This window comes from Marivita hallyeonensis (assembly GCF_900129875.1).
In the GTDB taxonomy this organism is placed as follows: Bacteria; Pseudomonadota; Alphaproteobacteria; order Rhodobacterales; family Rhodobacteraceae; genus Marivita; species Marivita hallyeonensis.
The window spans coordinates 105,700-130,841 of the sequence record NZ_FQXC01000006.1 but is presented as its reverse complement, the minus strand read 5'-3'; the positions used below and the strand labels follow the sequence as shown (position 1 = coordinate 130,841).

The 25,142-nt window shown below is 58.7% G+C and carries 29 protein-coding genes and 1 tRNA gene; 15 read left to right on the top strand and 15 right to left on the bottom strand.

All coding sequences use genetic code 11. The annotated features are described in order from the left end of the window. From BUA42_RS18475 to BUA42_RS18460, 4 genes are all read left to right on the top strand, one after another. On the top strand, nucleotides 1–1,565 hold a 1,565-nt coding region (locus tag BUA42_RS18475; protein ID WP_245819064.1), incomplete at its 5' end, for a relaxase/mobilization nuclease domain-containing protein. 299 nt (nucleotides 1,566–1,864) lie between these two features. Next, on the top strand, nucleotides 1,865–3,301 hold the full coding sequence (locus BUA42_RS18470) for a pentapeptide repeat-containing protein (protein WP_218588646.1): 1,437 nt from the start codon (nucleotides 1,865–1,867) through the stop codon (nucleotides 3,299–3,301). Between the two features lie 426 nt (nucleotides 3,302–3,727). Continuing rightward, nucleotides 3,728–4,075 carry a type II toxin-antitoxin system RelE/ParE family toxin gene (locus tag BUA42_RS18465; protein ID WP_072779812.1) on the top strand — a complete coding sequence of 116 codons (348 nt, stop codon included), beginning with the start codon at nucleotides 3,728–3,730 and terminating at the stop codon, nucleotides 4,073–4,075. Between the two features lies 1 nt (nucleotide 4,076). Continuing rightward, nucleotides 4,077–4,409, top strand: a complete 333-nt coding sequence (locus tag BUA42_RS18460; RefSeq protein WP_072779811.1) for a helix-turn-helix domain-containing transcriptional regulator — start codon at nucleotides 4,077–4,079, stop codon at nucleotides 4,407–4,409. 27 nt (nucleotides 4,410–4,436) lie between these two features. On the opposite strand, the gene BUA42_RS18455 is transcribed toward BUA42_RS18460, so the two are convergent. From BUA42_RS18455 to BUA42_RS18430, 6 genes are all read right to left on the bottom strand, one after another. Further along, nucleotides 4,437–5,660 carry a retron St85 family RNA-directed DNA polymerase gene (locus BUA42_RS18455; RefSeq protein ID WP_072779810.1) on the bottom strand — a complete coding sequence of 408 codons (1,224 nt, stop codon included), beginning with the start codon at nucleotides 5,658–5,660 and terminating at the stop codon, nucleotides 4,437–4,439. 185 nt (nucleotides 5,661–5,845) lie between these two features. After that, a complete protein-coding gene (locus BUA42_RS18450; RefSeq protein ID WP_072779809.1) occupies nucleotides 5,846–6,157 on the bottom strand; it encodes a hypothetical protein in 312 nt (103 codons plus the stop codon). Beyond that, a complete protein-coding gene (locus BUA42_RS18445; protein ID WP_072779808.1) occupies nucleotides 6,154–6,756 on the bottom strand; it encodes a hypothetical protein in 603 nt (200 codons plus the stop codon). The genes BUA42_RS18450 and BUA42_RS18445 overlap by 4 nt, the downstream gene beginning before the upstream one ends. Then, complete coding sequence (locus BUA42_RS18440) at nucleotides 6,753–10,151, bottom strand: class I SAM-dependent DNA methyltransferase (RefSeq protein WP_072779807.1); 3,399 nt, start codon at nucleotides 10,149–10,151, stop codon at nucleotides 6,753–6,755. Before BUA42_RS18440 ends, BUA42_RS18445 begins: the two co-directional genes overlap by 4 nt. Before the next feature lie 6 nt (nucleotides 10,152–10,157). Further along, nucleotides 10,158–10,733, bottom strand: coding sequence for a hypothetical protein (locus BUA42_RS18435; RefSeq protein ID WP_072779806.1), 576 nt, complete (start codon nucleotides 10,731–10,733; stop codon nucleotides 10,158–10,160). Beyond that, entirely contained in the window at nucleotides 10,733–11,167 is a 435-nt protein-coding gene (locus BUA42_RS18430) for a helix-turn-helix domain-containing protein (RefSeq protein WP_084066297.1), read from the bottom strand. The genes BUA42_RS18435 and BUA42_RS18430 overlap by 1 nt, the downstream gene beginning before the upstream one ends. Nucleotides 11,168–11,343: 176 nt before the next feature. Here BUA42_RS18430 and BUA42_RS18425 point away from each other — a divergent pair, with 176 nt between their 5' ends. From BUA42_RS18425 to BUA42_RS18420, 3 genes are read left to right on the top strand one after another with little or no spacing between them, the layout of a single operon-like run. After that, nucleotides 11,344–11,568 (top strand): hypothetical protein, encoded by a 225-nt coding sequence (locus BUA42_RS18425; RefSeq protein ID WP_065335011.1) that lies wholly within the window; start codon nucleotides 11,344–11,346, stop codon nucleotides 11,566–11,568. A gap of 18 nt (nucleotides 11,569–11,586) precedes the next feature. Further along, nucleotides 11,587–11,760, top strand: a complete 174-nt coding sequence (locus BUA42_RS21250; RefSeq protein ID WP_155846068.1) for a hypothetical protein — start codon at nucleotides 11,587–11,589, stop codon at nucleotides 11,758–11,760. Continuing rightward, complete coding sequence (locus tag BUA42_RS18420; protein ID WP_072779804.1) at nucleotides 11,757–12,872, top strand: site-specific integrase; 1,116 nt, start codon at nucleotides 11,757–11,759, stop codon at nucleotides 12,870–12,872. The genes BUA42_RS21250 and BUA42_RS18420 overlap by 4 nt, the downstream gene beginning before the upstream one ends. Before the next feature lie 7 nt (nucleotides 12,873–12,879). Here BUA42_RS18420 and BUA42_RS18415 read toward each other — a convergent pair. After that, a tRNA-Lys gene (locus BUA42_RS18415) sits at nucleotides 12,880–12,955 on the bottom strand. A gap of 142 nt (nucleotides 12,956–13,097) precedes the next feature. On the opposite strand from BUA42_RS18415, the gene dapF reads away from it, so the two are divergent. The 5 genes from dapF to BUA42_RS18390 all read left to right on the top strand — a co-directional run bounded on the left by dapF (nucleotide 13,098) and on the right by BUA42_RS18390 (nucleotide 17,471). Further along, nucleotides 13,098–13,934 (top strand): diaminopimelate epimerase, encoded by an 837-nt coding sequence (dapF, locus tag BUA42_RS18410; protein WP_072779832.1) that lies wholly within the window; start codon nucleotides 13,098–13,100, stop codon nucleotides 13,932–13,934. Continuing rightward, nucleotides 13,931–15,184, top strand: coding sequence for a tRNA (N(6)-L-threonylcarbamoyladenosine(37)-C(2))-methylthiotransferase MtaB (gene mtaB, locus BUA42_RS18405; protein WP_072779803.1), 1,254 nt, complete (start codon nucleotides 13,931–13,933; stop codon nucleotides 15,182–15,184). The genes dapF and mtaB overlap by 4 nt, the downstream gene beginning before the upstream one ends. Further along, the gene (locus BUA42_RS18400; RefSeq protein WP_072779802.1) at nucleotides 15,181–15,708 is read left to right on the top strand and encodes a chloramphenicol phosphotransferase CPT family protein; all 528 of its coding nucleotides are present in this window, start codon (nucleotides 15,181–15,183) and stop codon (nucleotides 15,706–15,708) included. The genes mtaB and BUA42_RS18400 overlap by 4 nt, the downstream gene beginning before the upstream one ends. A 147-nt stretch (nucleotides 15,709–15,855) precedes the next feature. After that, nucleotides 15,856–16,551: a CDP-alcohol phosphatidyltransferase family protein gene (locus BUA42_RS18395; protein WP_072779831.1), complete on the top strand. Its 696-nt coding sequence runs from the start codon at nucleotides 15,856–15,858 to the stop codon at nucleotides 16,549–16,551. Between the two features lie 35 nt (nucleotides 16,552–16,586). Then, a complete protein-coding gene (locus BUA42_RS18390) occupies nucleotides 16,587–17,471 on the top strand; it encodes a DMT family transporter (protein ID WP_072779801.1) in 885 nt (294 codons plus the stop codon). Here the strand turns inward: BUA42_RS18390 and BUA42_RS18385 are convergent. Next, complete coding sequence (locus BUA42_RS18385) at nucleotides 17,468–18,277, bottom strand: ABC transporter permease (RefSeq protein WP_072779800.1); 810 nt, start codon at nucleotides 18,275–18,277, stop codon at nucleotides 17,468–17,470. The genes BUA42_RS18390 and BUA42_RS18385 overlap by 4 nt on opposite strands. 120 nt (nucleotides 18,278–18,397) lie before the next feature. Here BUA42_RS18385 and BUA42_RS18380 point away from each other — a divergent pair, with 120 nt between their 5' ends. Continuing rightward, complete coding sequence (locus tag BUA42_RS18380; protein WP_072779799.1) at nucleotides 18,398–18,970, top strand: GcrA family cell cycle regulator; 573 nt, start codon at nucleotides 18,398–18,400, stop codon at nucleotides 18,968–18,970. A gap of 101 nt (nucleotides 18,971–19,071) precedes the next feature. On the opposite strand, the gene BUA42_RS18375 is transcribed toward BUA42_RS18380, so the two are convergent. The 3 genes from BUA42_RS18375 to BUA42_RS18365 all read right to left on the bottom strand — a co-directional run bounded on the left by BUA42_RS18375 (nucleotide 19,072) and on the right by BUA42_RS18365 (nucleotide 21,172). Next, nucleotides 19,072–19,611: a GNAT family N-acetyltransferase gene (locus tag BUA42_RS18375; RefSeq protein WP_072779798.1), complete on the bottom strand. Its 540-nt coding sequence runs from the start codon at nucleotides 19,609–19,611 to the stop codon at nucleotides 19,072–19,074. 62 nt (nucleotides 19,612–19,673) lie between these two features. Continuing rightward, entirely contained in the window at nucleotides 19,674–19,994 is a 321-nt protein-coding gene (locus tag BUA42_RS18370; RefSeq protein ID WP_072779797.1) for a Dabb family protein, read from the bottom strand. Further along, on the bottom strand, nucleotides 19,991–21,172 hold the full coding sequence (locus BUA42_RS18365) for an MFS transporter (RefSeq protein ID WP_072779796.1): 1,182 nt from the start codon (nucleotides 21,170–21,172) through the stop codon (nucleotides 19,991–19,993). The genes BUA42_RS18370 and BUA42_RS18365 overlap by 4 nt, the downstream gene beginning before the upstream one ends. A 131-nt stretch (nucleotides 21,173–21,303) precedes the next feature. Here BUA42_RS18365 and rimO point away from each other — a divergent pair, with 131 nt between their 5' ends. Further along, nucleotides 21,304–22,677 (top strand): 30S ribosomal protein S12 methylthiotransferase RimO, encoded by a 1,374-nt coding sequence (gene rimO / locus BUA42_RS18360; protein ID WP_178346931.1) that lies wholly within the window; start codon nucleotides 21,304–21,306, stop codon nucleotides 22,675–22,677. A gap of 48 nt (nucleotides 22,678–22,725) precedes the next feature. On the opposite strand, the gene BUA42_RS18355 is transcribed toward rimO, so the two are convergent. Next, complete coding sequence (locus BUA42_RS18355; RefSeq protein ID WP_072779795.1) at nucleotides 22,726–23,418, bottom strand: hypothetical protein; 693 nt, start codon at nucleotides 23,416–23,418, stop codon at nucleotides 22,726–22,728. A 196-nt stretch (nucleotides 23,419–23,614) separates the two neighbouring features. Between BUA42_RS18355 and BUA42_RS18350 the strand changes: the two genes are divergently transcribed. Continuing rightward, a complete protein-coding gene (locus BUA42_RS18350; RefSeq protein WP_072779794.1) occupies nucleotides 23,615–24,004 on the top strand; it encodes a thiol-disulfide oxidoreductase DCC family protein in 390 nt (129 codons plus the stop codon). On the opposite strand, the gene BUA42_RS18345 is transcribed toward BUA42_RS18350, so the two are convergent. The 3 genes from BUA42_RS18345 to BUA42_RS18335 are packed head-to-tail and all read right to left on the bottom strand — an operon-like array spanning nucleotide 23,988 to nucleotide 25,142. Continuing rightward, nucleotides 23,988–24,335, bottom strand: a complete 348-nt coding sequence (locus BUA42_RS18345) for a diacylglycerol kinase (protein WP_072779793.1) — start codon at nucleotides 24,333–24,335, stop codon at nucleotides 23,988–23,990. The two genes, BUA42_RS18350 and BUA42_RS18345, sit on opposite strands and share 17 nt — an antisense overlap. A gap of 11 nt (nucleotides 24,336–24,346) precedes the next feature. After that, entirely contained in the window at nucleotides 24,347–24,697 is a 351-nt protein-coding gene (locus BUA42_RS18340) for a YigZ family protein (RefSeq protein ID WP_072779792.1), read from the bottom strand. Then, the gene (locus tag BUA42_RS18335; protein ID WP_072779791.1) at nucleotides 24,684–25,142 is read right to left on the bottom strand and encodes a phage regulatory CII family protein; all 459 of its coding nucleotides are present in this window, start codon (nucleotides 25,140–25,142) and stop codon (nucleotides 24,684–24,686) included. Before BUA42_RS18335 ends, BUA42_RS18340 begins: the two co-directional genes overlap by 14 nt.

Sequence of the window (25,142 nt, the reverse complement as noted above, 5' to 3'; positions counted from 1 at the left end):
GCGCGGCGGTGCTGATCAAGTTCTTCCCCAACGGCAAGGGCGCGGGCGCGGGGCCAGTCGGCTACCTCGTGGCCGAGCGCGTGCTGGCCTATGACCGCAACCGCGACCTGATCCGCGACGCCGATGGCCAGCCCTTGATGGTGACGCGCGAGCCTTTGCCCGAGGTGCTGCGTGGTGTTCCCAGTCGCACCGAGGCGCTGATCGACGCCAGCCGACACCAATGGACCTACCGCGCGGGCGTGATTAGCTTTTCCGCCGAGGACGCGCCGAGCGAGGCGCAGCAGGCCGAGGTGATGGACGCCTTCGAGCAGTTGGCCTTTGCCGGGCTGGGCGGCGAGCAATACGACATGCTCTGGGTCCGTCACAGCCACGAGGACCGCGTCGAGCTGCACTTCTGCACCCCGCGGCTGGAGCTGACCACCGGGCGCAGCCTGAACATCGCCCCAACGGGGTATCAGGACGCCTTTGACAGCCTGCGCGACCTGATGAACCAGCGCCACGGCTGGGCTGATCCGATGGAGCTGGAGCGCGCGCAGGAGGTCCGCGACACCATAGAGACCCCGACCCGCGCCGAGGGCCGCGACGAGTTGCATGCGTGGATCCTCGATCAGATATCGATGGGTCTGATCGAGGATCGCGCCAGCATGATCGAGGTGCTCACCGACGCAGGTTTCGACCTGCCCCGCGCGGGTAAGGCCTACCTGACCGCCCAGGACCCCGAAACCGGCGAGCGCTGGCGCCTGAAAGGAGAGATTTTCCATGAAGACTGGCAAGCCGACCCGGCTGAGCGAGAAATTGAACACGGAGCTGGACACGATACGCCAGGACCACGCCGCCTCGATGGCATCCCAGCTGGAGAGCTTCAGGACCGATTTGACGGGTATTGCGAGCGACGCGCGGCGTACCATCGAGAACGATACGCGCCACTTCCTGAATCAGAACAGGAGCTTGTTCGAGACGCGGACCGAGCAGATCAGGCGCTGGCTGACGATCTCGCCCTAGGTGATCTCGGGACTGGTCGTGACGGGGATCGCCTCGATAATGGTCGCGAGCTTCTTCTGGACGTCGCTGCTGACGCGCTTGGAGCTGACGGAACTGGGCCTGACACGGATCGACCAGGGGGAGCAGACCTGGCTGACGCTGGACCCCGCCAGGACCGAGTTGAAGACCTGCACACTGGCCGGGACGCCGGTCATCTGCATCAAGATCGAGGAGAGATGAATGACGGCACCCATGACAGCCTTGGAGCGCGACTTGCTCGCCTGCGTCGAGCGGTTGGTGACGGCCTGCGAAACCTCAGCCGCGGAATTGAGCGGCTTGGAAGCGCGCTCGACGAAGAGGCTGCAAGCCCAGTTGGATGGTATCGCGGCCTGCGCGACGTTGCTCATACGCTCGCAGATCGCGTCAATGCAGGCGTTGCGTGGCTTGTTGAGCGAAGAAGCCACCTACAACGCGCTGGACGCGAAGTTGAAAGAGAGCTTGACCTTAGCGAGGGACGCCGAAGAGAGGCTGAGACAGAGCTAGAAGCGCGGGAGCGGGACATGGACCGGGGGCTTACGCATTGAGGGGTGGCCGTGCAAAGTAGACCACCGATCGAAAAGGAGATTTGACTTCATTGGATAATGGAAGTTCCATGAAGGCCTCTAGGCGGTGGCAGCCGACCCAGAGTGGCGAATGAGAGTTATGACTTGCAAAGTGCATCCAAACTCAAATGATCGCTACATCTGACCGCAGACGGTTGTGTTTGCAGCTTTAACTCTGCCAGCGCAGCGTTCGATAACGGAAATCTCAAATGGGAAGACCAGCATTCAAAGGCCCATTTTCTCGAGGTGATTTCGGTATCGATGGAAATCTGTCGAGGACAATGACCGGCGATGTGGCTGTCGTTCGATTTTGTTATGAAGATAACAGCTTTGTGTCACGTGCCGAGCGCGTGGTTCTTGAATGGCTCATGGATGAATTCGATTGTGAGATGGAATCGTGGGCGGGGACGAACGCATCTTATTGGAAAACTAGTCACGTACAGCAAAATGTAGAGTTCATGTTCTTGCCAAGCAAGGCTGGTTTTCGGGGAAATAGTGCCTGGACACTTAGGGTCGATGAACGTGGCTCAAGGCTATTCTGCAAGTCATTGGCGCCGCTCTTTGGTGGGTTTCCAGACCCTGTCAGAACTCTACCCGACGGAACACTAAGAACTCATTTTTCTTCCGAAAGTTTTGAAGAAAAGGCTTTGGTGAATAACAGGATGAGGAATTCCGAAGGGCTTCATGGAGATTTCGAGCGTGTATTGCGGCAAGAATTGGACCAGCGGGAAGCGGATTTCATTGAAGCGCTGAAGGAAGATTATCCCAACTTTGGAGGTTCTTGGCATCACCTCTTGGCACTACTGATAGCCACTGACCCAAGCAAAGATGGTCATGATGTTTTTGAGGATAGCTGGAATAAGAGGGCCTTGCTCCGGAAGGAAAAAGAACACTTGAACCTCAAAGGTTTAGATTTTTCGACCGTAGACATTCAACGAGTAAGCCTAGTTGATCTCGACCTACGCGGTTGTAGTTTTGATGGCTTGGACCTGCGTGACCGCGATCTTTCTTCGAACAAGATGGAAAAAACTAGCTTCAAGAGTTCGAATTTGGGAAAGACGAATTTTTCAAACTGCAACTTACGAGATGCGAATTTCGAAGGCGCAAACCTCATTCAGTCAGACCTGTCGGGCGCAGATTTGATTAGAGCTAGATTTGTGGATGCATGCCTCAATGGAGCGAACCTGAATGAAGCCAGAGCAAGCCAGTGCGATTTCTCCGGTGCAGATTTAAGTGTGGTGAAAGTACTTGAGTGTGATTTTGCAGCATCAAATCTAAGCAAATGCGACTTCTTCAACAGTGACTTTTCGCGAACCAACGTCGAGTTAGTGAATTTTGAGGGCGCGAACTTAACGCGTGTGGAGTCGGAGATCTATTTTGATGACTGCAAAATCCGTGGGGCACTTATTTCTCCGAGGTCCAAGGCGCCACTGATGGTGTTACAACGGACCTACACGGGCCCTTGGTTTATCTTGACTTTTCTCCTCGCCGTGTTTGCTTTGAGTCCATTTTTCTTGGAAGCAGTTTTTTGGTCTGTCGTCGCTGATGCGTTTTCAGCTGCGGAGAGAGTGAATGGAGCAACGCCTCACTTGAGGATTCCAAATGAAGCGATAAAAGGATATCATACCACTTACGTTGGCCTGATTGTACTCGGCCTACATGATGGCTATTTTCAAGCATTTCTCACAGTTTTTGCTTATTGGGTACAACGTTTCTAGAGGATATTTGACGATTAGAGTAAACGAGCTGCGAGAGCTGACACTGTTGTCGGGAAGTACTCCAAAAAGATCGGAATACGAACGATTATTCATGGTGCACAGAATCAATAAATTTGTCGCAGTAGCCGCTCTACTAGCTTTTGCTTTTTCTTGGGGTCGGCTGTTGCTCAAGCAGGTGTTCATTGCGGCGTAAGAGGCGACCTTCGACGCGCTGGACGCGAAGTTGAACGAGAGCTTGACCTTAGCGGGGCACGCCGAAGAGAGGCTAAGACAGAGCTAGAAGTGCGGGTTCGGGACATCGATCGGGGGTTGACGCATCGAAGGTGGGGGGCCGATACGTGCCATGCTAGAGCTTCGCAAATTCCGCGATTTGCCATGCTTCGGCATTGCAAGTCCGACCGTCGCCCTTGACAAATGGTAACACATATGTCACCAAAATGCCAAGCGTACGAGCTTGTTCTATACGTTACCGAAGACGGCACCGCGCCCTTCGAGGACTGGTTCGACAACCTCGATACGGCGGCGGCGTTGAAGGTGAGAACCGCCCTCGCCCGGATCGAGACCGGCAACCTTGGCGATGTGAAGCCGGTCGGGCAAGGCGTGTCGGAACGGCGCATCCCATTTGGCCCTGGTTATCGGGTCTATTTTGGGCAGGACGGGAACACGCTCGTGATCCTGCTCTGTGGCGGGACGAAGAAGCGCCAGTCGAAAGACATCGAACAGGCCAAGCGCCACTGGAACGACTACAAGAACCGCAAGAAGCAAGGTGACTGACATGGCCCTGACCAGAAGTTTCAAGGAAACAATCAAGGCGCGCGCCGAGCGCGATCCCGAATTTCGCATGGGCCTCTTCCGCGAAGCGATCGAGGCCATGCTGAGTGACGACCTGGAGACCGGCAAGGTCCTGCTGCGCGACTACGTGAATGCCACCGTGGGCTTCGAGACCCTGGCCCAAGACATGCAGAAAGACCCCAAGAGCCTGATGCGTATGCTCAGCGCAAAGGGCAACCCGCGCGCGGACAATTTGCTGGCGATGGTCTCGAAGCTGAAGAAGCGGGAGGGTGTTCAGCTTTCGGTGCAGCCGGCTGGGGAATTGCACGCGGGATAAAGAGCCGTCACTGGACCGGCGTATACATTAAAGATGTTTCTTTGCCCATCGATGTGCGGCGATCCTGTCAGTCGCATCAATCTTGCGAAATGCTTCCTGAAGCCTCTTCTTGATTCCCGCCTCTGTGGTTCCAAGACGCGCCGCCAACTCTAGATTTGTTCGTTTCGGACCGAGCATCGCCAATGCTTCAGCCTGGCGAACGGTCAGACCATTTGGAAGAGTTGGCTGCTTACTGTTTCCAACTACAGTGTGAGATTTTGCCTCGATGAGCACGGTCGCTTCGGCACTCAGCCTCTGCATTTGCGCGCTATCTTTGAATTGGGCGGCCATGCCGACTATTCCATGCAGGAACGACAGTTGTTGCCTTGTCAGACGAGGAGCCAACCCGAGCTTGTGGATTTTTGCCCTTGTGCGTTTGCGCCAAGCACGAGGTGGCTGCAACTTGTCGTTGATGACAACACCCGTGACCTCCATGCGTCCTTCGAATCCAGAAAATCTGGTTTTTTCCGGCTTTAGCTCGAACCCTGCTTGTTCAACTGCTTGCTGGACTTGATCAAGAAAATCGGCTTCGATTCGTTCCTGTGAGCTGAATGTCAGATCATCCGCATATCGCGAGTATCGGTGACCTGCTTCGTCGGCCAAACGTGACAGTTGCTCATCCAGTCCGCGTAGAACCAAATTGGCAATAGCCGGACTTGTAGGCGCTCCTTGCGGTACACGGCCGTCCAGACAGCACAACTCTGCCAGCATATTCGCCACATCTTCCGTGTAACCGAGCGAAACAAAGATTTCACGCACCTGTTCAATCGTGATCGACGGAAAAAACTGCCTGATATCAACGTTGAGAACGTGCTTCGCGCCAAAATGGTATTCAGCGTTCTTTACGGCACTTCGCCCGGCCACAAATCCGAAAACATTCTCGGCGATTTCGACGTGATTCAAGACGTTGTCCAAGATCCACCACTGGATGACCTTGAGGTAGGTCCGAGGTGTATCAATGTCTCTTTTGCTCCCGTCCTTCTTCTTCAAAGGAAAGGAACGGTAGTGTTTCCGAGGACGGCGGCGGATTGAGAAGATCGTTTTGGGGCTGATCCCAAGGAATAGCGGCAATGCACCAGCGGTGGGTATAGGCGGTAACCCGAGGTCCCTGAACCGAGCAGCTTCCTCATCGGGAAAGCCGCCCTGTTCAGCCCGAAGAATCTCTTCGAGGTGATCAAAGTCCTTTGGAAAATAGTATGAGCGAGTTGGCATCTACAGCAACTTCCAGTCTCTGAAGTGAAGACTGCCTTGAGCGCGTGGCCTAGGTCGAAGAGGCATTTTGGCGGCAAGGTCCGGCAAAATGCCTCTTCGACCTAGGCCACGAGCCCCTTCAAACCAAACCTGAACAACGGCTCGCCGAAGCAGCGAACAAGCTGAACGCGATACCAACTCGCACATCACTTGTACCTCCTACGCTGGGCCTTCATCAAGAACAAACGCCGGTTGTCGATCGAGCGCTCAAGGCCCTCTCGCCGCACCAGATGTCGTGCTTTGGGTGCCGTGAAGTAGACGCCACGACGAACTTGTATGACCAAGCCACGTTCGCGAGCAGTTTCATGCGCCGCCCGAAGATGCCCTGCCTCTACGAGCATTTTGGCGTAGTCTGGGCTGAGAAGCTGTTGCGCGCTGGCTTCGATATCCTGGATTCGTGCAGGCTGAATTACTGCTAGAATTGAGAAGTAGGCAAAGAGCGGGTCAATCTTTTTCATGGCGCTAGCAACTTGTTTTCGGCCACTCTGTGGCCCTGATCGATAACGAATTCCTCGACGATTGCCCAACACTGATCATGGTCGTCATAGTCTATGAAAGCGACCTTTGCGCCCTTTTTTTGGGCTGCGGGGATCGGGCCAGTGTTCAAGTAGTTGGGATCATCTGCCTCATGCTTCTTGTCGATAATTATCAGCATTTTAAGACAGACATCCGCGTGTAGCGAAAAAGCACCGAGTTCCAAGAAAGAGCCGGGACTACTCGGCAGCATCACAATGGCGTCGGTCGAATGCTTCGCGTGGAGAAGTTCAGCGCTTGCTGCATTGTTTCGCGCTCCCAAAAGCGGATTGGCTGCGTTGATTAGGTTCTTGTATTCTCCCATAGTCACAACCCAGCCGAAGTCTGAGAGCCGATGATACAACGCATACCTTAGTCTTTTGGCCTTATTCTTGGCTCCTCGGCCTGGCTTCTTCCCGGTAGACTCTATGTATGGTCCTGCGAGGAAGACCTTAAATTGAAGGCCTGCTGCGGTTGCCGCGTTCTGAAAGGCTTCCTGATCTAGCATCATGAGCGTACGGGCAGGTGGTTTATTCGCCGTCATGCTGCATACCTCCCCTCTTCGACCTTCTCGGCTTGTCCCAGTGCGGCCAAGCTATCCAGCAACGGCTGCACGCTGGTCGTCCGCGCCCGCAGGAAGCGGCGGGCGATCTGTTCGGGGGTGGCTTCGCCCATGTCGGCCAGGGCCTCGCGGACGGCGGCGATCTGGTCGGGGAGGGTTTTAGGCCAGGGGGCTTTTTCCACCTTGGCGGCGGGGCCGACGTCCAACTCGGCCTGCGTGCCTTTGGTGGTCTGGCGGCCTTCGGGGTTCTGGTAGTCGGGGCGGAGCCAGCGGATGTGGCCGCGCGCCTCTTCCTCGGCGCGTTCCTTGTTGAGCGCGACGAGGCGGAAGAGGATGTCTTCGTCACTCAGGTAGTTGGGCCAGCCATAGGCCTCGGCCACGGCGGCGTCGACCTGGTCGTGCAGGTCCTTGAGGATGCCGATCAGGCCCTGGTCGTAAATCTCACGGTCCTTGCCCTCGATGGTTTCCCCGGCGCGGAGCTTTTCCAGCACGTTGTACATGCTTGTCAGGGTCAGCTTGGGGTGGGCGGCCTGCTGGCGCTTGCGGTGGGTGTCGAGTTCCTCGCCCAAAGCGCGGAGGCGGGTGCGCTGGTCGTCGGTGAGGTCAGGGAAGGGGAAAGGTGAAAAAGTGTTGGCGCTGTTATAACGCGGGCGATCCTCAAGAGTGCCTGTGCTGCCTTTGCACCAAGTTAAGTGTACCCTAGACGACAAACAGGCAAGAAACTCGGGTCTATCGGATGCAATGGCATAAACCATTGCATCTGGTACGATATTGCTGTCGCAGAACTGGAAAACCCGGTGTTTAGCAGTGTATGTTGTTCCGATGAAGCTGTCTATCTCCCGCAAGGCGTTGCGCAGAGCCGGACGGGGCTCGGCGAAGATCCACCAGAGCTTTTTGTACTGTGGGCGCGGGTTTTCGTCACGAATTGGTTTCACACGATCCAAGAGATAGGCATGAAGCGTTGGCATCTCTGATTTTAGCTGGCCATAGTCGACGCCAAATAGGTCAATAATGAACTGTCCCCGCGGGCGATCAATGATGTCCTTGCCAATGTAGTAGCGCTTGATCGAGCTTTTCTCTTTTTCAGTTAATCGACGACACAAGCCCAATCGATCGGCATCTGAGAGTTTAAAGCCGTCTCCAGCTGGGACTACCCCTTGAAAGCACATACGGAAATTGGCTTCCAACGCCTTCATATCTGAGAAGTCAGGTACATCGGCTAGACGACTATTAATCCGTTGAACCACCACTTCACGTTCAGCTTCCGTTCCAGCGGCTTCCAGGATTCGAGGATGCTTTGCCTTTCGAACTGAAGCGACCGTCATTGCAATGCGAACTGCTGCACCGTCAGCAGCGTCGACCCAAGGGTGATTTGTGGTGGCGAATATCAGGTTGAGCGCTGGCTTTTTGCCTGAGATGTAATTGTCGACCAGTTTTCTAGAATAGTCTTGGGTTATGCTGTTCGTCGTAATAAGGCCAAAACGACGCGCCGTTCTTTTCTTGATGGCCTCAGCTGCTTTGGCCCACCAATACATGACAAAATCGACTGTGTTCGGGACATCCTGGTACGCTTTTCGCAGAGCTTCAACATACTCCGGAGTGAGCGCAGCTTTGATCTTGCGCATGCCAATGAACGGCGGGTTGCCTACGATGAAATCGGCACGAGGCCAGACCGTCGCTTTGGGCTTGGCATAGTCAAAGACCTGTACCCGCGCGGTGGGGTCCGGCACCCCCTCCCCCGTCACAGGATGGTTCATGGTGGTCACGCCGTCCCAGCGGGTAACTGGGTTGCCGTCGGCATCCATGCGCGGCGCGCGGTCGGACCATTCCAACACCGCATCGGCGTTGCGAATGTTCTTGAAGTCGCGCAGCACCGGCTCGGATGGGGCAGCGGTGCCATGGGTGCGGTAGTGCCATTGCAGGTAGCCGATCCACAGCACCAGCTCGGCCACATTGGCGGCCCAGGGGTTCAGTTCGATCCCCAGAAACTGGTGCGGGTCCACGGTGATCAGCGGGCGCGTGTCGCCCAGTTCGATCATCAGCGACGTGACCTCGCCTTCGAGGCGCTTCATCATCTCCAGCGCGACATAGAGGAAGTTGCCCGAGCCACAGGCGGGATCGAGCACAGTGGTCTCGCACAGCTTGTGGTGGAAGTCGCGGACGAGTTTGAGCGCGTCTTCGGTTTTGCCATCCTCGGTCAGGCGCTGGACGGCGGTCTGCACATCGCGCCAATCCTCGCGCAGGGGTTCGATGATGGTGGGGGTGACAAGGCGCTGCACATAGGCACGCGGCGTATAGTGGGCCCCCAGCTTGTGGCGCTGGCGCTTGTCGAGTGCGCGTTCGAGCAGCGTGCCGAAGATGGCCGGTTCGACCTGTTTCCAGTCGGCTTCGGCAGCTTCGATGAGGAGGTTGAGTTGCAGTTCGTTCAGCGGAAGCGCCGATGGGTCCCTGAACAGGCCGCCGTTGAATTTCTTGACCTTGGTCAGCAGCGCATGGGCGTATTCGCCCTTGTCCATGGCCTGCCACAAACCCGCGAGCGCGTGTTCAGCATCCTGAGGATGACCACGCAGCTTGCGCAGCAGTTCGGTGAAACTGCCGCGCGGGATCAGGTCTACATCCTCAGCGAACATCGAAAACAAGCACCGCATCAGGAACCGGGCCACGGTTTCGCTGACATGCCCCTGACCTTCGAAGCTTTTGCCCAGTTCAGCCAAGTGGGCGGCGATGTCGCGCGTGACCTCGGCGGATTTCAGCGAGGGGTCGAGGCTGTAGGGATCGGTCCAGATCGTGCAGAGCAGGTCGCGGATTTCGTCCTTGCGCAGATCGTCGAGATAGATGCGATAGCGGTTGCCATCGGGGAATTGGTTATAGCCCTGCCCCTGTTTCGAGAAATCGGCGTAAAGCTCGATCACATGGCCCACGTCCACTATCATCAGGAAGGGTGGCCAGCCATCCTCGCGCGCGACGGCGCGGGCGTAATTGTCGGCCTGATTGCGGGCCTTGAGCATGGTGTCGTCCCAGACGGCGGTGCCCCGGACGCCATGGCCGATGCGTTTCTGGCTGCGCGCGGCAGTGCCCTTGGCCAGATCGGCGGCGCGGTTCTTTTTCTGGTTCACGCCCTGCTTGGTTTCCAGCACGAAATGCCCCGCGCGATATGCGTCGATGAAGCCTGTTGTGCGCTTGTGCGTGTGGGTGAAGGTGACGGGCCGTTCGAACCGGTAATGGTCGTTGCTGTCGTCATCCGTGGCCGGGTTGGGCCGGTTGAGGCCCAGCAGTTCGGTCAGCTCGATCACGAAGAGCTGATAATTGGCATGTTCGCTGCCGCCGGTGTCTTTCCAGCGGGCGATGAAGTCGTCAATCTGCGGGGCGCTGCTCATGTGAAATCAGTGACTCGGGACTGGAACGCGTTCGGACAAGAATTGCTCGAAAGTGGCGTTTTCCACCGCATGGGCACTCGCGTCACGCGCGGAGGTGATCCAAGTTTCGACCAAAGCGCAGAGACCCATGATGGCGAAACCGGGGATCAGCCAGAGCCAGATGGTGAGGGGCGTGCTTCCAGCGCTGAAAACGCTGTGAAGCAGGGGCCAGATGATGAAGGGGATACCGCTTGCACCGACCCAACGCACCGGCTTCATCTTTCGCTCGGCGGCAGCGGCCAAGCGATCACGCGTTTCAACCAATCCTCGCTCCCACGCCAGGAATTCGTCAATCACCTGCCCCGCGAGGTAGTGCCCGCACCGACAATAATCGCGGGCGATGTATTCGACCTCGCCGCAATCGGCACACCGGATCGCATTGATGCTGTCGACATCCGGGCGCAGGCGACTTTTGTGCGCAGATTTGCTGCGTTCGCCGTCGGTGCCGCAGACGTCATTCAGTAGACGTTCAGCGTCACGACCGAGCCGCAGCTTGCGCGGTCGAAGTTTCAACACGTCGTCGGGAAATTCTTCTCTCAGCATCAGCTTACAAGCCTCAAAACACTGTCAATTCTTGTTGTATCCGGTGGGCCGCTCTCGCCGGACAATGCATCGGTGTTCAGGACTTCATCGAACAGGAAATCGATGGCGTCCCATTTCTTTTCGGGCGTCACGCTCAGACCTCGATCCATGATGCGCCGTTCAACAGCGATCCCAATCTTGCGGTACGCGGTCGCTATCTCTTCGTGCCTGCGATTCTTTCCGTCTTCGGAGTCTCCTTCGAGCATCCACAGAGGATCGACGTCGAACTTCTCGTAGACTTCCAGAAGCAACTGAGCCGTCAGATCGCGCTGGCCACGTTCGTAGTTCTGATAGGCGCTTCGACTGATGCCAAGCGCCTGCGACATCTCCTCTTGGGAGAGGCGAGCCATATTTCGTACTGCCGCAAGGCGATGCCCAAGGCCAGAAACAGCCATGTTCAACTTTCGTTTGTATTTGTGTTGACCTCATTCGTAGTCATTTGTATCAAAAATAGATACGAACGATGGCGACACGCTTGATTCATGCAGTTTCAGCGTAGTTTTGTTTCATTTTGGACTCAAAACGATTTCTTTCGCTTCAGTTCGTGAGCAACGACGACAGGAGGCGAAGCGTGGGAAAGCTGCTTGAAACCCCCAAGGAACTGGCCGAGCGCGTGGGCATTCCCGTGTCCAACGTGCGCTACCTGATCCGCGAAGATATGTTGGATCACATCTTCACCGCACCAGGCCGCCGCAATCCCAAGATCCCGCAGGGCGCTTGGGAGCGATACGTTGAAAAATTCACAGTGAAAGCAGCCGTGAGCGAGAGGCCCGGTGCGGCCTCTGGCGCGAATTGATCGAGTGAAGGACACCCTATGGCCATGCCCCGCGCGACGCTGACGCAGAGCGAATTGACACGATACCTCAAGGCGTACAGGGACGCGGGCATTCCGGTCGTACGGTCCGAGATCAGCCGCGACGGCAAGGTCGTGATCTACAGCACCGAGAAGCAGACCGATGAGGTCAACAACCCGTGGGATCGCCCGTGAAACGCCGCAAGCAGTTTCCCGGCGCGACGGCTTATTTCGACCGGCACGGGAAGCGGCGTTGGCGGTTCCGGAAGGGTGGGTTTTCGGCGGAGTTGGGGAGCGATTACGGATCGGAGGATTTCGTTCGACGGTATGAGGATGCCGTAAATGGGCATAAGACGCGCGGGCTGATCGGGGCAGACCGGACCAAGCCCTACAGTGTCAGTCAGCTTGTGGCGCTATGGTATCGCTCGCCCGAGTTCCTCGATCTCTCTCCCAGCACGCAGAAGGTCTATCGCGGGATCGTCGAGAAGTTCCGGGAGGAACATGGCGACAAGCCGGTGCGATTGATGCAGCGGCGGCATGTGCAGTCGATCCCCGCAGAGAAGGCCGAGACACCCACCGCAGCAAACAACCTGCGCAAGCGGCTGATCCAGTTGATGGATTTCGCGATCACACTGGACTGGCGCGGCGACAACCCGGCACGAGCAACGAAGCCTTTCCGGGTGGGCGGGGATGGCTTCCATACGTGGGACGAAGACGAGCTGGCGCAGTTCTTCAAGGTCCACAAGCCCGGCACGCTGGCGCATACGGCGGTGACGCTGATGCTCTACACTGGCGCGGCGCGTGTCGATGCGGTCAAGCTTGGGCCGAAGAATGTCCGGAGCGGCAAGATCGAGTATCGGCGGCAGAAGACGCAACGGTCTGGCGGTGTTCTGGTGTCCGTGCCGATCCACCCGGACCTGGCGGAGGTTCTGGACAAGTTGCCGAAAGACCGGCCCTTTCTGGCAACCCAGAAAGGCACGATGCGCTCTGCCGGTGGTCTGGGCAATCTCATGCGACGTTGGACCGAAGAGGCCGGGCTGCCTCAGTGTTCCGCCCACGGGCTGCGCAAGGCTTGCGCGCGACGTCTGGCCGAGGCCGGAGCAACCGCGCACGAGATCGGCGCGGTCACAGGCCACAAAACGCTGGCCCTCGTGCAGCGCTACACCGAGGCCGCAGGCCGCGAAGGCATGGCCGATTCCGCGATTGAGGAACTGGTCGCCCGCCTGAATGGCGAGCGCAATTTGGCGAACCTTCCCAAGAGGTTCGTCAATTCTGCCACCAACCCCAAGCAGGGAAAGGAAATTTGATGATCAGTGGTGAGCCGTGTAGGATTCGAACCTACGACCCACTGATTAAAAGTCAGTTGCTCTACCAACTGAGCTAACGGCCCACTGGCGGCGTACTTAGAAAGTGGGCGAGTAAGGGTCAACCCCCCAAATGCCATAATGGGACGTGTCGTCAGGGAATTACGCGCTGCGTGTCGAGGCGTGTACTGGAAAGACAATTCGAAGAGGCGTATATGCGCGCGGATGATGGACCAGCGCGCAACCGGTATAGCCTTCATGAAGATGCACGGGCTCGGCAATGATTTTGTCGTGGTGGATGCGCGTGTCGAACCGGTTGTTATGACGGCCGCACTGGCAACGGCTCTGGGCGACCGGCATCGCGGCGTGGGATTCGATCAGTTGGCGGTGATCGAAAGGGATGAAAACGGCGCCGATGCCGCGCTAGTGTTTTACAATTCCGATGGCTCGACCGCTGGCGCGTGCGGTAATGCCACCCGCTGTATCGCGCGACATCTGATGGCGGAGTCCGGCGCATCCGAGGTGACTCTGCGCACAGAGCGCGGTGTTTTGGCAGCGCAGGACAGGGGCAACGGTTTGACAGCTGTGAACATGGGTCAACCGCAGCTTGACTGGCGAGACGTGCCTTTGGCGCGCGCGATGGACACGTTGGAACTCCCTATCGACGGCGCTCCGACGGCGACGGGTATGGGCAACCCACATTGCACGTTTTTCGTGAACGACGCGGAAGCGGTAGACCTTGCAACGCGCGGTGCTGAGATCGAACATCACCCGCTTTATCCCGAACGTACAAATGTTCAATTCGCAACCGTGGTTGGCGAAAACCATCTGCGAATGCGTGTGTGGGAACGGGGTGTGGGCGTCACCTTGGCCTCCGGCTCGTCGTCCTGCGCCACTGCCGTGGCGGCGGCGCGGCGCGGCTTGACCGGGCGCAGTGTGACCATCGACCTTGATGGTGGGCGAATAGACATCGACTGGCGCGACGATGGCGTCTGGATGACGGGACCGACGGCGCATGTGTTCAGCGGCGTGCTTATATCGGACTGGTTGGAGGCGTTGCGATGAGTGCGCCGAAATTCACCACGCTCGGCTGTCGTCTGAATGCCTATGAGACCGAGGCGATGAAGGACCTGGCTGCGCAGGCGGGTTTGAGCAACGCCGTTGTCGTCAACACATGCGCCGTGACGGCGGAAGCAGTGCGCAAGGCACGGCAGGAGATCCGCAAGCTGAGGCGCGAGAACCCGGACGCGAAGGTGATCGTCACCGGTTGTGCCGCGCAGACGGAGCCGGAGACTTTTGCCCGGATGGACGAGGTGGATGCGGTCATCGGCAATACCGAGAAGATGACACCCGACACCTGGACCGGGCTTGCCGCGGATTTCATCGGCCAGACTGAAGCTGTGCAGGTCAACGACATCATGTCGGTGACCGAGACCGCGCAGCACCTCATCGATGGCTTCGGTACCCGGTCCCGCGCCTATGTGCAGGTCCAGAACGGCTGCGACCATCGCTGCACGTTTTGCATCATCCCCTACGGCCGCGGTAATTCGCGGTCGGTGCCTGCGGGCGTGATCGTGGATCAGATCAAGCGTTTGGTGGACAAGGGCTTCAACGAGGTCGTCCTTACGGGAGTAGACCTGACAAGCTGGGGTGCGGACCTGCCGGCACAACCGAAGCTGGGCGATCTTGTCATGCGCATCCTCAAGCTCGTGCCGGACCTGCCCCGCCTTCGGATCAGTTCCATCGACTCGATCGAGGTCGACGAGAACCTCATGCAGGCCATCGCAACCGAACCGCGTCTGATGCCGCATCTGCACCTCAGCCTGCAGCATGGCGATGACCTCATCCTCAAGCGCATGAAGCGGCGGCATTTGCGCGATGATGCGATCCGCTTTGCCGAAGAGGCGCGCCGATTGCGGCCCGAGATGACATTTGGTGCGGATATCATTGCCGGGTTCCCAACCGAGACCGAAACGCATTTCGAGAATTCGCTCAGGCTCGTGCGTGAATGCCATCTGACATGGTTGCACGTCTTCCCCTACTCGCCCCGCCAAGGCACGCCCGCGGCGCGGATGCCGCAGGTGGACGGGCGCGCGATCAAGGACCGCGCCGCGCGGCTGCGTGATGCCGGTGCGCAAGCGGTGAGACAGCATCTGGCCGCGCAGACCGGACGCGCGCATAGTGTTCTCATGGAAGCGCCTGACATGGGCCGGACCGAGCAGTTTACCGAGGTACGGTTCAGCACACCGCAGCCGGTTGGAGAGATTGTTCCCACAACGATCACGGGCAATGACGGTGAGCGCCTCGTCGCATGAGCCGCATTCTGTTTCTGCATGGTGCGTCAAGCAGCGGAAAGTCCACGTTAGCGCGGGCAATCCGGGAGGTCTCTCACGAACCTTGGGCTCACCTGTCGTTCGACATGTTTCGGGACAGTGGTGCGCTTCTGCCTGGTGCCTATGCCGACTGGCCCGCGCGCCGCGCGACCGCGTTCAAAGCTCTACATCAGACATTCGCCACCTTTGCCGCCGCAGGCTTCGATCTCATCATCGAGCATATCCTCGACACCGAAGGCTGGCATACCGAACTGCAGAGGCTTCTTGCCGGTCATAGCGTCCTGTTTGTGGGCCTCCAGACACCGGTAGACGTGCTGACGCGACGCGAAGCAGAGCGAGATGATCGCGCCGATGGAAGCGCGCTGCGCGACGGCCAGACGATCCATCGTGGCTTGCACTATGACCTAGAACTGGACGGTACTGCTGATCCTGCGACCAACGCTTTGCGCGTTCTACAAGAGACGCCGAGCCCTGCCTCCACATTTTTTGACATCCGCCTGTCCTGAGAGGCTTTGAGTTTTGCCAACGCAATCAGCGCAGTGCATTGACGCTGCGCCCATCGCTTGTGCGCAGACGCAACGCACCCAGTGCGGCTTTGGGAAATTGATCGCCCTCCGATTGCGCCCATTTCGCAATTCGGTCACAACCGCCCAATGACCGACCAGTCCCGTGCCCTGTTTGTTCATTTGCTGACCGCCTCAGGGGCGGTTTTTGCAATGTTGGCCCTACTGGCCGCCGCGCAGGAAAAATGGTCGATCATGTTTCTCTGGCTGGTCGTCGCTTTCGCGGTGGATGGCATCGACGGGCCACTGGCGCGAAAGTACCACGTAAAGGCCAACGCGCCGCGTTTCGATGGGGTGCTGCTTGACCTGATCATCGACTATCTGACCTACGTCTTCATTCCGGCATTCGCGCTCTTCCAGTCCGGGCTGCTTCCAGGTTGGACGGGGTGGTTCGCGATCATCATCATCACCTTTGCCAGTGCGATGTATTTCGCCGATACGCGGATGAAGACCGACGACAACTCGTTCCACGGCTTTCCGGGCTGCTGGAACATGGTGGTTCTCGTGCTCTTTGCGATCGAGCCGAATTTCTGGGTGTCGCTTGCGCTGGTGGCGATTCTTGCCATCGCGATGTTCCTGCCGCTGAAGTTCATACACCCCGTACGCACAGAACGCTGGCGGAATATCTCGTTGCCCGTTGCGCTGGCCTGGACATTTTTCGCGGGCTGGGCGGCGTGGGTCGATTTTCACCCCGAAAGCTGGGCGCATTGGGGTTTGATCGCAACATCCGTCTACCTGATCGGTGTGGGTGTCGTTCAACAAATTGTGCCGACACAAAACCAATGATTGCCAGCTAGTCAAAAGCCGCGCATTGGAGCGGCATGTTCGTTCCCCGCGCCCAAAATCCGGTTCTTGCCGCCTGTTTGACCCTTCTGGCCTCCGGCTTCGTCGCGGGAACGACGCTTCTGGCCAAGATGCTCGGCACGGACGCGTTGGGCCCAGCGCTCCATCCCTTTCAGATCAGCCAAGGGCGGTTCATCTTCGCGCTTCTGGCCTTTGCGACAGCAGCCTTGGCCCTTCGCCTTCAATTCACCGAAATCGCCTGGAAAACCCATACCCTGCGCGTCTTTTGCGGCTGGGGAGGCGTCACGCTCATGTTCGCGGCGGCTGCATTCATTCCGCTGTCGGACGCCACGGCGATCAGTTTTCTCAATCCCGTCATTGGCATGTTGCTGGCCATTCCCCTGCTCAAGGAACGTGTCGGACCGGTCCGACTTGGTGCGGCGGCGATTGCGTTGGCGGGTGCGTTGATTCTCTTGCGCCCGACACCGGAAGCCTTCCAACCGGCGGCTTTGCTGGCCCTTGGCGCGGCGATTGCGCTTGGGTTCGAGATCATCGTGATCAAGCGACTGACCGGGCGTGAAGGTCCGATGCAGATCCTGCTTACCAACAACGTCATTGGCGTCGGAATTGCGTCAATCGCGGCGCTTTGGGTGTGGATTGCGCCGACGCCACAGCAATGGGTCGCGCTGGCGGGAATTGGCTTCCTGATGGCCGCAGCACAGGCCTGTTTCATCAATGCCATCGCCCGTGCCGACGCCAGTTTTGTCGGACCCTTTTTCTATGCCACGCTGATCTTTGCGGCGCTGTACGACTTCATCGTGTTTGGCGTACGGCCGGACAGCGTGTCGACCATCGGCACGTTGATCATCCTGTGCGGGGCGGGCTTGCTGATGTGGCGCGAAGGGCGGTTGAAAGCGGCCTAGGCTTTCAGGCGGTATCCTGTTCGGAAGAATTGCCACGCGACGAGATTGACGGCCACGGTTGCTACCACGGCCACCGTGGCACCAAGCAGCGGGCTGCTGTCTGACACACCGATCATCCCCCAACGCACGCCGTCAATCAGGTAGAAGATCGGGTTGAGGTGGGTGATGTCGTTCAGAAGCGGTGGCAATGCCTCGACCGAGTAGAACGTACCGGAGAGGAAAGCGAGCGGCGTGACGATGAAGTTGGTGATCGCGGCCATCTGATCGAACTTCTCGGCAAACACGCCCGCAACCATGCCGATCCCCGACAAAAGCGCCGCGCCGATGATAACGAAGAAAAGCGCGGTCAGCGGATGCTGTGGGACGATGTCAAGAAACAGCCAAAGCGCAACGGCAATCGCCACAGCAACAAAGAGCCCCCGCGCGATGCCACCGGCCAGATAGCCCAGCACCAGCTCTCCCGCCGAGAGCGGCGGCATCAGCGTGTCGACGATGTTGCCCTGCACCTTTGAGATGACGATTGAAGACGACGTGTTGGCAAAGGCGTTCTGGATCACGGTCATCATCAGGATACCCGGAGCGAGAAAGGTCGTGAAATCCACACCCATGACATCGCCGCGCCGAGAACCAATCGCGATGGTGAAAATGACAAGAAACAGCCCGGCGGTGACCAGAGGAGCAAGAAGCGTCTGGGTCCAGACGTTCAGGAACCGCTGGATTTCGCGTTGGGCCAGCGTGTAAAGGCCCAGCCAGTTCACGCGTCCAAAGCGACGCTCATGCGTGATTGATTGCCCCTCAGCCTGCATTGCTGCACTCTCCTGTCTCTGCGCGGGTTGTATCTCGTCCGCGCATGATTAGAATAAAGGACGACTTAGAGCTTACGGGCGGCCAACGCAAACGGCCGCTCTTTTTGATGGAGGGCCGAGATGTCCTGGACCGATGAACGCGTTGAATTGCTGAAGAAGATGTGGGGCGAGGGCCAGTCCGCGAGCCAGATCGCCAAGGAATTGGGTGGCGTCACGCGCAACGCGGTGATCGGCAAGGTGCATCGTCTGGGTCTGTCGAACCGCGCTGGTGCCGGTGGCGCCGCCAAAGCTGATACGAAACCTGCCAAGGCCGAAGCAAAACCAAAGGCCGCGCCAAAGTCGGCCCCGTCCAAACCGGCAAAGCCCGAGGTTGTGATGGAAACGAAATCGGCCACGCCGCCGCCCAGCCCGCGCAAGCAGATCATTCCAGCCGGACAACCCCTGCCGCCGCAGCCGTCGGCGAACGAAATCAGCCCCGAAGCGCTCGCCAAGGTGAACGCGGTCGAGAAAAAGGCGAAGAAGCTGTCGCTCATGGAACTGACGGAACGCACGTGCAAGTGGCCCGTGGGTGACCCGGCGACGGAGAATTTCTGGTTCTGCGGCCTCCCTGTTCAACAGGGCAAGCCGTATTGCGAGGCCCATGTCGGCGTCGCGTTCCAACCGATGAGCTCGCGCCGCGACCGGCGTCGGTAAACACTTTTCCGTTCCAGGTCGGATGACCGACCTGTTGAGGAAGCAAAATGAAGGGACGGTTCGACCGTCCCTTTTTTCTTCGTGACAGTGCAACGCGATCCTCACCAAATGTCAGGCCGGTCCAGGGCGGATACGCAGACCGGTGCGCCTTTCAGTGGTGACAGCGCGTCGTCGCTCAGTGACTGAGCGATCCAGCCTTGCGGCATCCTGAGGGGCGCAGGTGCTTTCGCAACATCTTCTGAGATCGGCTCGAAACCGACCCGCGCATAGTAGGCGGGATCGCCATAGGTGATCGCGACATCGACCCCTTCATTGCGCAGGGATTTAAGGGCTTCGGTCAACAGGGTCGTTCCGACGCCTTGGCCTTGGAATTCTGTCGCAACGGCCATGGGGGACAAGATGAAAACCGTGCGTGCGTCTTCCGGGTAGTGGATGCGTGTGAAGATGGCGCAGCCCATCAGCGTCCTCGTGTCCTGGGCGACAAAGACGCGGATGTCATCGGCTGAGGTTTCTTCAAGCAGCGCATTTGCCAAGCCACCAATGAGCGTGCCTTCGTCCGGGCCTTCGGACGCCGTGAACGTGTCTTCGAACAAACGGACAAGGTCTGCGTAACGGCCTTGTGGCGATTTCCGGATTTCCATGTTTCGGCTTCACCCCAGAAGAATTGTTCGAACCGTTATACCGCGTGGAAGGATCGGATGGATCACGCTGCGCCGTCACATTCCAGATCGACGACCATGATCCCGTCCGCACCGCCGACGCAAAGGTCACACAGCCTTTGTCCCAGCGCTTTGTGCGTCGGGTGTTCTGCATACGCGGACAAATCAGCTGTCTCCGAGAACCGGATCACAAAGCCATCTGTCACCTGCGGGGACTTCCCTTCGAAATCGCGGTTGGGACCGTGATCAAAACCAAGCACTCCATTGAGCGTTCGGCTGAACGCGGCGAGGTCTGACAGGATTTGACGTCTTTTCTCTGACGGCACATCAGGCCGGAAGGTGCAGAAGACACAGTGCAGGATCATGCGGTGCCCTTTCGACGAACCTCGAGATTGACCCGTCGCGCAGTGATCCAGAGAACGGCCCAGATTGCCGCCCCGACCACCGCATACGCGGCAAGAACCCGACCCAGGTCGGCGACCGGCATCTCGCCCACATCGCTCACATTGCGGGAGGCCAGCCAGAGGCTTCCGGCAAAGGCGATGCGCCCGACGAAACTCTGGATCGAAAGGTACGTGGCGCGCACACCATCGGACAGAAGCGGCTGCGTGGTGGCCAGAATGAACGGGCGCGACAGGCTGTCGGGCACCATGCGCAGGAACAGTATGGCAATGGCCAGCAAGCTTTGGTTGAACGCGAGAACGACGCATAGCGTGATCTGCAAGGCAAAGGCCAAAAGCAAGATCGCGGCCAACCCAATTCGTTCCCGGATTTGCGGTGCCGCGAAGGATGCCGCGACCGACACCGCCATCATGATGCTGGTGACGATGCCCGAAACCAACGGCGCCTCCCCTGACAGGCCAACAGTGTCCAAAGCGCGCAGGATGAAGGGCTGACCGAAGACGAAAGGCACGTGAGAGAAGCCGTACATGACGACGCTCAAACCAAAGAGCCAGAGCAGAACCGGCTTGCGAAACGCTGCGGCGATGGCTGTGGTGAACGGCACCGTGTTGCTCTCGGTCACCGTATGTGGTCCATCACGCAGGCGGGCGGCGAGGAAAAGCATCGCGAGGAATGCAACGCCGCTGAGAATGAAGGGCAATACCGGCAGCGCGCGGGCCATCAATCCGCCAGTGACGGCGGATACCATCAATGCAGCGAAGGTGAAGCGCCAAAGGCGCAGCTCAAAGACTTCGACCTCATCCTCGCGACCCTCGGCGGCCAGCGTTTCGAAAAGCAGCGAACTGTCGGTGCCTGAGGCAAAGGCAATCGAGATACCAAGCAGCACCTGCGCCAGCGCAAAGGCGGCAAAGCTGTCTCCTGTCGCGAAGCAGACCATCGCGGCCAATCCCGCCACGCCGGACGTAAGAAGCGTGATCCGCCGTCCGATACGGTCGGACATATAGCCCGAGGGCACTTCGAACACAGTCACGCCAATGTCGTAAATCGCGTAAAGCAGAACGGCCTCCGAGGCCGATAGCGTGTCTTGCAGGAACAGAAACCACGTGGCCTGCCAGAACAGCAGGTTCTGCGTGAACTTCATCCACGGCAGGAGGGTCAGGTTGCGGGAAAGGGTCGCGGTGCTGATCGGTTTGACTTTCGACGGACTGATCCGAGTGTTGATGCTCTGAGGCGCGCGCGCAAGCCCTTCCCTGCGCCTCTGTTAAACTCTATATGCCGCGCATGTCCCAGAACCCCCCTTCCCTCCGGCCTGATCTTGCGCCTTCCGCCCGGATCACCGCTGACACACGCGCCGGTCAGCCAACAATCGGCATGGTTTCGCTTGGTTGCCCCAAGGCGCTGGTGGACTCAGAGCGAATCCTGACCCGGCTCCGGGCCGAAGGCTACGGCATTTCACCGGATTACGCGGGCGCCGACGCGGTCATCGTGAACACCTGCGGATTCCTGGACAGCGCAAAGGCCGAGAGCCTCGACGCCATCGGCGAAGCATTGACGGAGAATGGGCGGGTGATCGTCACAGGCTGTCTTGGGGCCGAACCCGAATACATCACTGGCGCCCATCCCAAGGTGTTGGCCGTCACGGGGCCGCATCAATACGAGCAGGTCCTCGACGCTGTCCACGCCGCTGTACCGCCCGACCCGGACCCATTTGTGGACTTGCTGCCTGCATCCGGCGTGAAGCTGACACCGCGCCATTACAGCTATCTGAAAATCTCCGAAGGCTGCAACCACAAGTGCAATTTCTGCATCATCCCCGACATGCGCGGTCTGCTGACCTCGCGCCCGGCCAAGGCAGTGATGCGCGAGGCTGAAAAGCTGGTGGAGAACGGCGTCCGCGAATTGCTGGTGATCTCGCAGGACACGTCGGCCTATGGCACCGACTGGAAAGACCGGGAGGAGAAGTTCCCGATCCTGTCTCTCGCACGCGATCTTGGGTCATTGGGCGCATGGGTACGCTTGCATTACGTCTACCCCTACCCGCATGTGCGTGAACTCGTGCCACTGATGGCCGAGGGTCTCGTGCTGCCCTATCTCGACATTCCGTTTCAGCATGCCCATCCCGACACGCTGAAGCGCATGGCCCGCCCCGCCGCCGCCGCGCGCACCTTGGATGAGATCGCGGCATGGCGAGAGACTTGCCCTGACATCACCCTGCGTTCGACCTTCATCGTCGGGTATCCCGGTGAGACCGAGGCAGAATTCCAGACGCTGCTTGACTGGCTCGACGAGGCGCAACTCGACCGTGTCGGATGCTTCCAGTACGAAAATGTCGACGGCGCGCGGTCGAATGCGTTGCCGGATCACGTGCCGGAGGACGTGAAGCAGGACCGCTGGGACCGCTTCATGGCAAAGGCGCAAGAGATCTCCGAAGCAAAGTTGGCGGGAAAGGTCGGGCAACGGATGCATGTCATCATCGATGAGATCGACGAAGACGGGGTAGCTACCTGCCGCACAAAGGCGGACGCGCCCGAGATCGACGGGAATCTGTTCATCGACGAAGGCACGGATGGTTTGTCCGTTGGCGACATCGTGTCGGTCGAGGTCGACGAGGCGGGCGAATACGACCTCTGGGGGGTGCGCGCCTGATGCATCGACGCTTCAGGTCCTTTCCGTCGACGGAAACGTGCCGCGCGATCAGCAGTCGGGGCGCAGATCGGTCCTCGTGAACACCGGACCATCGTTAAGCAGCGTCTCGAAGAACGCCAACCGGTTGGGCATGATCGTACGGACACGTGTTTCGAAACTCAGCGGCAAGCGGCCCGGATGCTGCAAGAGTGCCCACGCAAACAGTGCGGATTCGGCGAAGTCCTCCTTGGCGGGATGACGCGCGGCATATTCCGTGATAAACGCCCCGTCTGCCGCCTGCGCTGCCAACCACGCAGCGTCGCGCAGAAACGGCACATCCAAGGTGGCGTGCACGCTTTCGTGGAACACGGTTTCTTCAAGGTCATTGTCGCGCAAGCGCGTTTTGATGTTTTCGGAATATAGCACGAAAAACCGCCCCTCGTCTTCTGCAAAGGCCGTCTCGTTGCCTGAATGAATGACCACATGATTCAAGCGACCGCGCATCGCCGTCGGTAGTTTGCCCAGCGCCTCGACGGCAGGCCGGGCAATGTCGCGCGCGGCTGCCTCGGACCCGATATCTGGGTGTATCCAGATCGGGACGTCTGTTCCGTCTCGGAAGCGCGCGAGATAAGCGAAGACGTCATCTACAAAAAGCACATCGCTGCGTTTGTCCGGCATCTCGGCGCGGATCACGCCGGTGTAGGCAAGGCAGTGAAAGGCAGAAGGATCGTCGCCGCGGATAAAGTCGATGCTGTTTGACACTACGGAGTTTGGGAACAGCGGTTCGGCCGCAACCGGCGTAGCGTAAAGAGCAGTGACAACCAAAATTCTGGAAAGCATATGCACTCGCGAATCTTGATGCACGGTTCAAAGATAAAGGTACGTCGCCCGTCGTCCAAGTTCGGACCTGCGACAGGCTGAACCTTGCCAATCGGCATCTCGATAATACTTCAGCGACATGGCCCAAACATCTCACACCAGAGTCCTTTTCAACGACGACTGTCCCGTCTGTTCGTTCGAGATCAACCACTACGCGGCTTACGCGCAAAAGCACGATCTTCCGATTCAGTTCGACGATCTGAACGGACCGGCACGTGCCGCCTGGGGGATTGACGAGGACACGGCGGCGCGGCGACTCTACGTGCTGCGCGATGGTGATCTGAGCAGCGGCATTCCCGCGTTTCTGGTTCTTTGGCGCGAAATGCCGCGCTATCGCTGGTTGGCGCGGGTGGTGGGGTTGCCGGGGATCACGCAGGTGGCGTCAGTGGTGTATGACCATGTCCTTGCGCCCGTCATCTATCGCTGGCATCTGCGCCGCAAGGCACGGCGCGTCAGCCAATCAGGATAATCACCCAGGCCACGCCGGCGGCGATCGAGGTCACGGCGACGCCTGCGCTGCCGGCATCCTTGGCGCGTTTGGCGAGCGGGTGTTGATCGGTCGAAATGTAGTCGATGGCGTCCTCAAGGGCGGTGTTGAGCAGCTCAGCCGCCAGAACCAGAATCCCCAAGGCAAGGATCAGGGCCCGTTCCACGGGCGACAGAGGCAGAGCGAATGCGAGGATGGCGGACACAAGGTTGGCCCAGACCCAGCTGCGAAAGCTGGGTTCGGTCCGCCAGGTGGACACGCAGCCCTCCCAGGACCAGATGATGCGCAGCTTGAGCCGTCTGAAAAACTCCACGCGTGGTCTCCTCAGGTGTGATCCAGATAATGCCGCACGCAGTCCTGCACGTGGCGAAACCGGTCGCCACCCAAGTGCTTGCCGCCGTACCAGCGTGTGACGACGATCACGTGGTCGGTCAGACCTTCGCGTTCGAGCATTTGCAAGATGATCTGGCCTGCGCCGCCCTCGCCGTCGTCATTCTTGAGAGGCGTGCCGTCCGAGAACACCACCGCCCAGGTGTTGTGAGTGGCCTTGGCATATTTCTTGCCGCGCTTCAGCTCTTTCAGAAATGCCGCCACGGCGTCGCGATCCGCTGCGGGGCCGCCGCTGACCGCGTATTTCGAACCGCGATCCGAGATGACACCTTCAAACTGTTTCATCTTCCAGATGCAGCTTCATATCGACCAGCACCTGCTGGAGTGCCAATGTTTCGCGCAGCAGGCGCCGGGCTTCGTTGGCGCTGATGACGCCGTCTTCGATGGATTGGTGGTATTCCGCCATCAGCATCGCAAACCGCTGGCTCAGTGCGACGACATCGGAATTGACGCCGCCCTTCTTGTCGACATTGCCGCGGCGTTCATCGAAGCTGAGCGTGATGCCACCAAGTTCGGCCAGGGCCGACGTGACATGCGGATAGCTGGATTCCTGTTCCAGAGCCGCCACCGCATCGACGGGCATGAAGCGTTCCGCGTGTTCTTCATGATCGGCATAGTACCGGCCCAGGGTCGCTTTCGACTTGCCCGTCAACTTGCAGGCCTTTTCGATGCCGACGTCCTTGACCAGCAATTCCGTGTGTTTCTTTAGATACGGACCAAACGTTGGCAT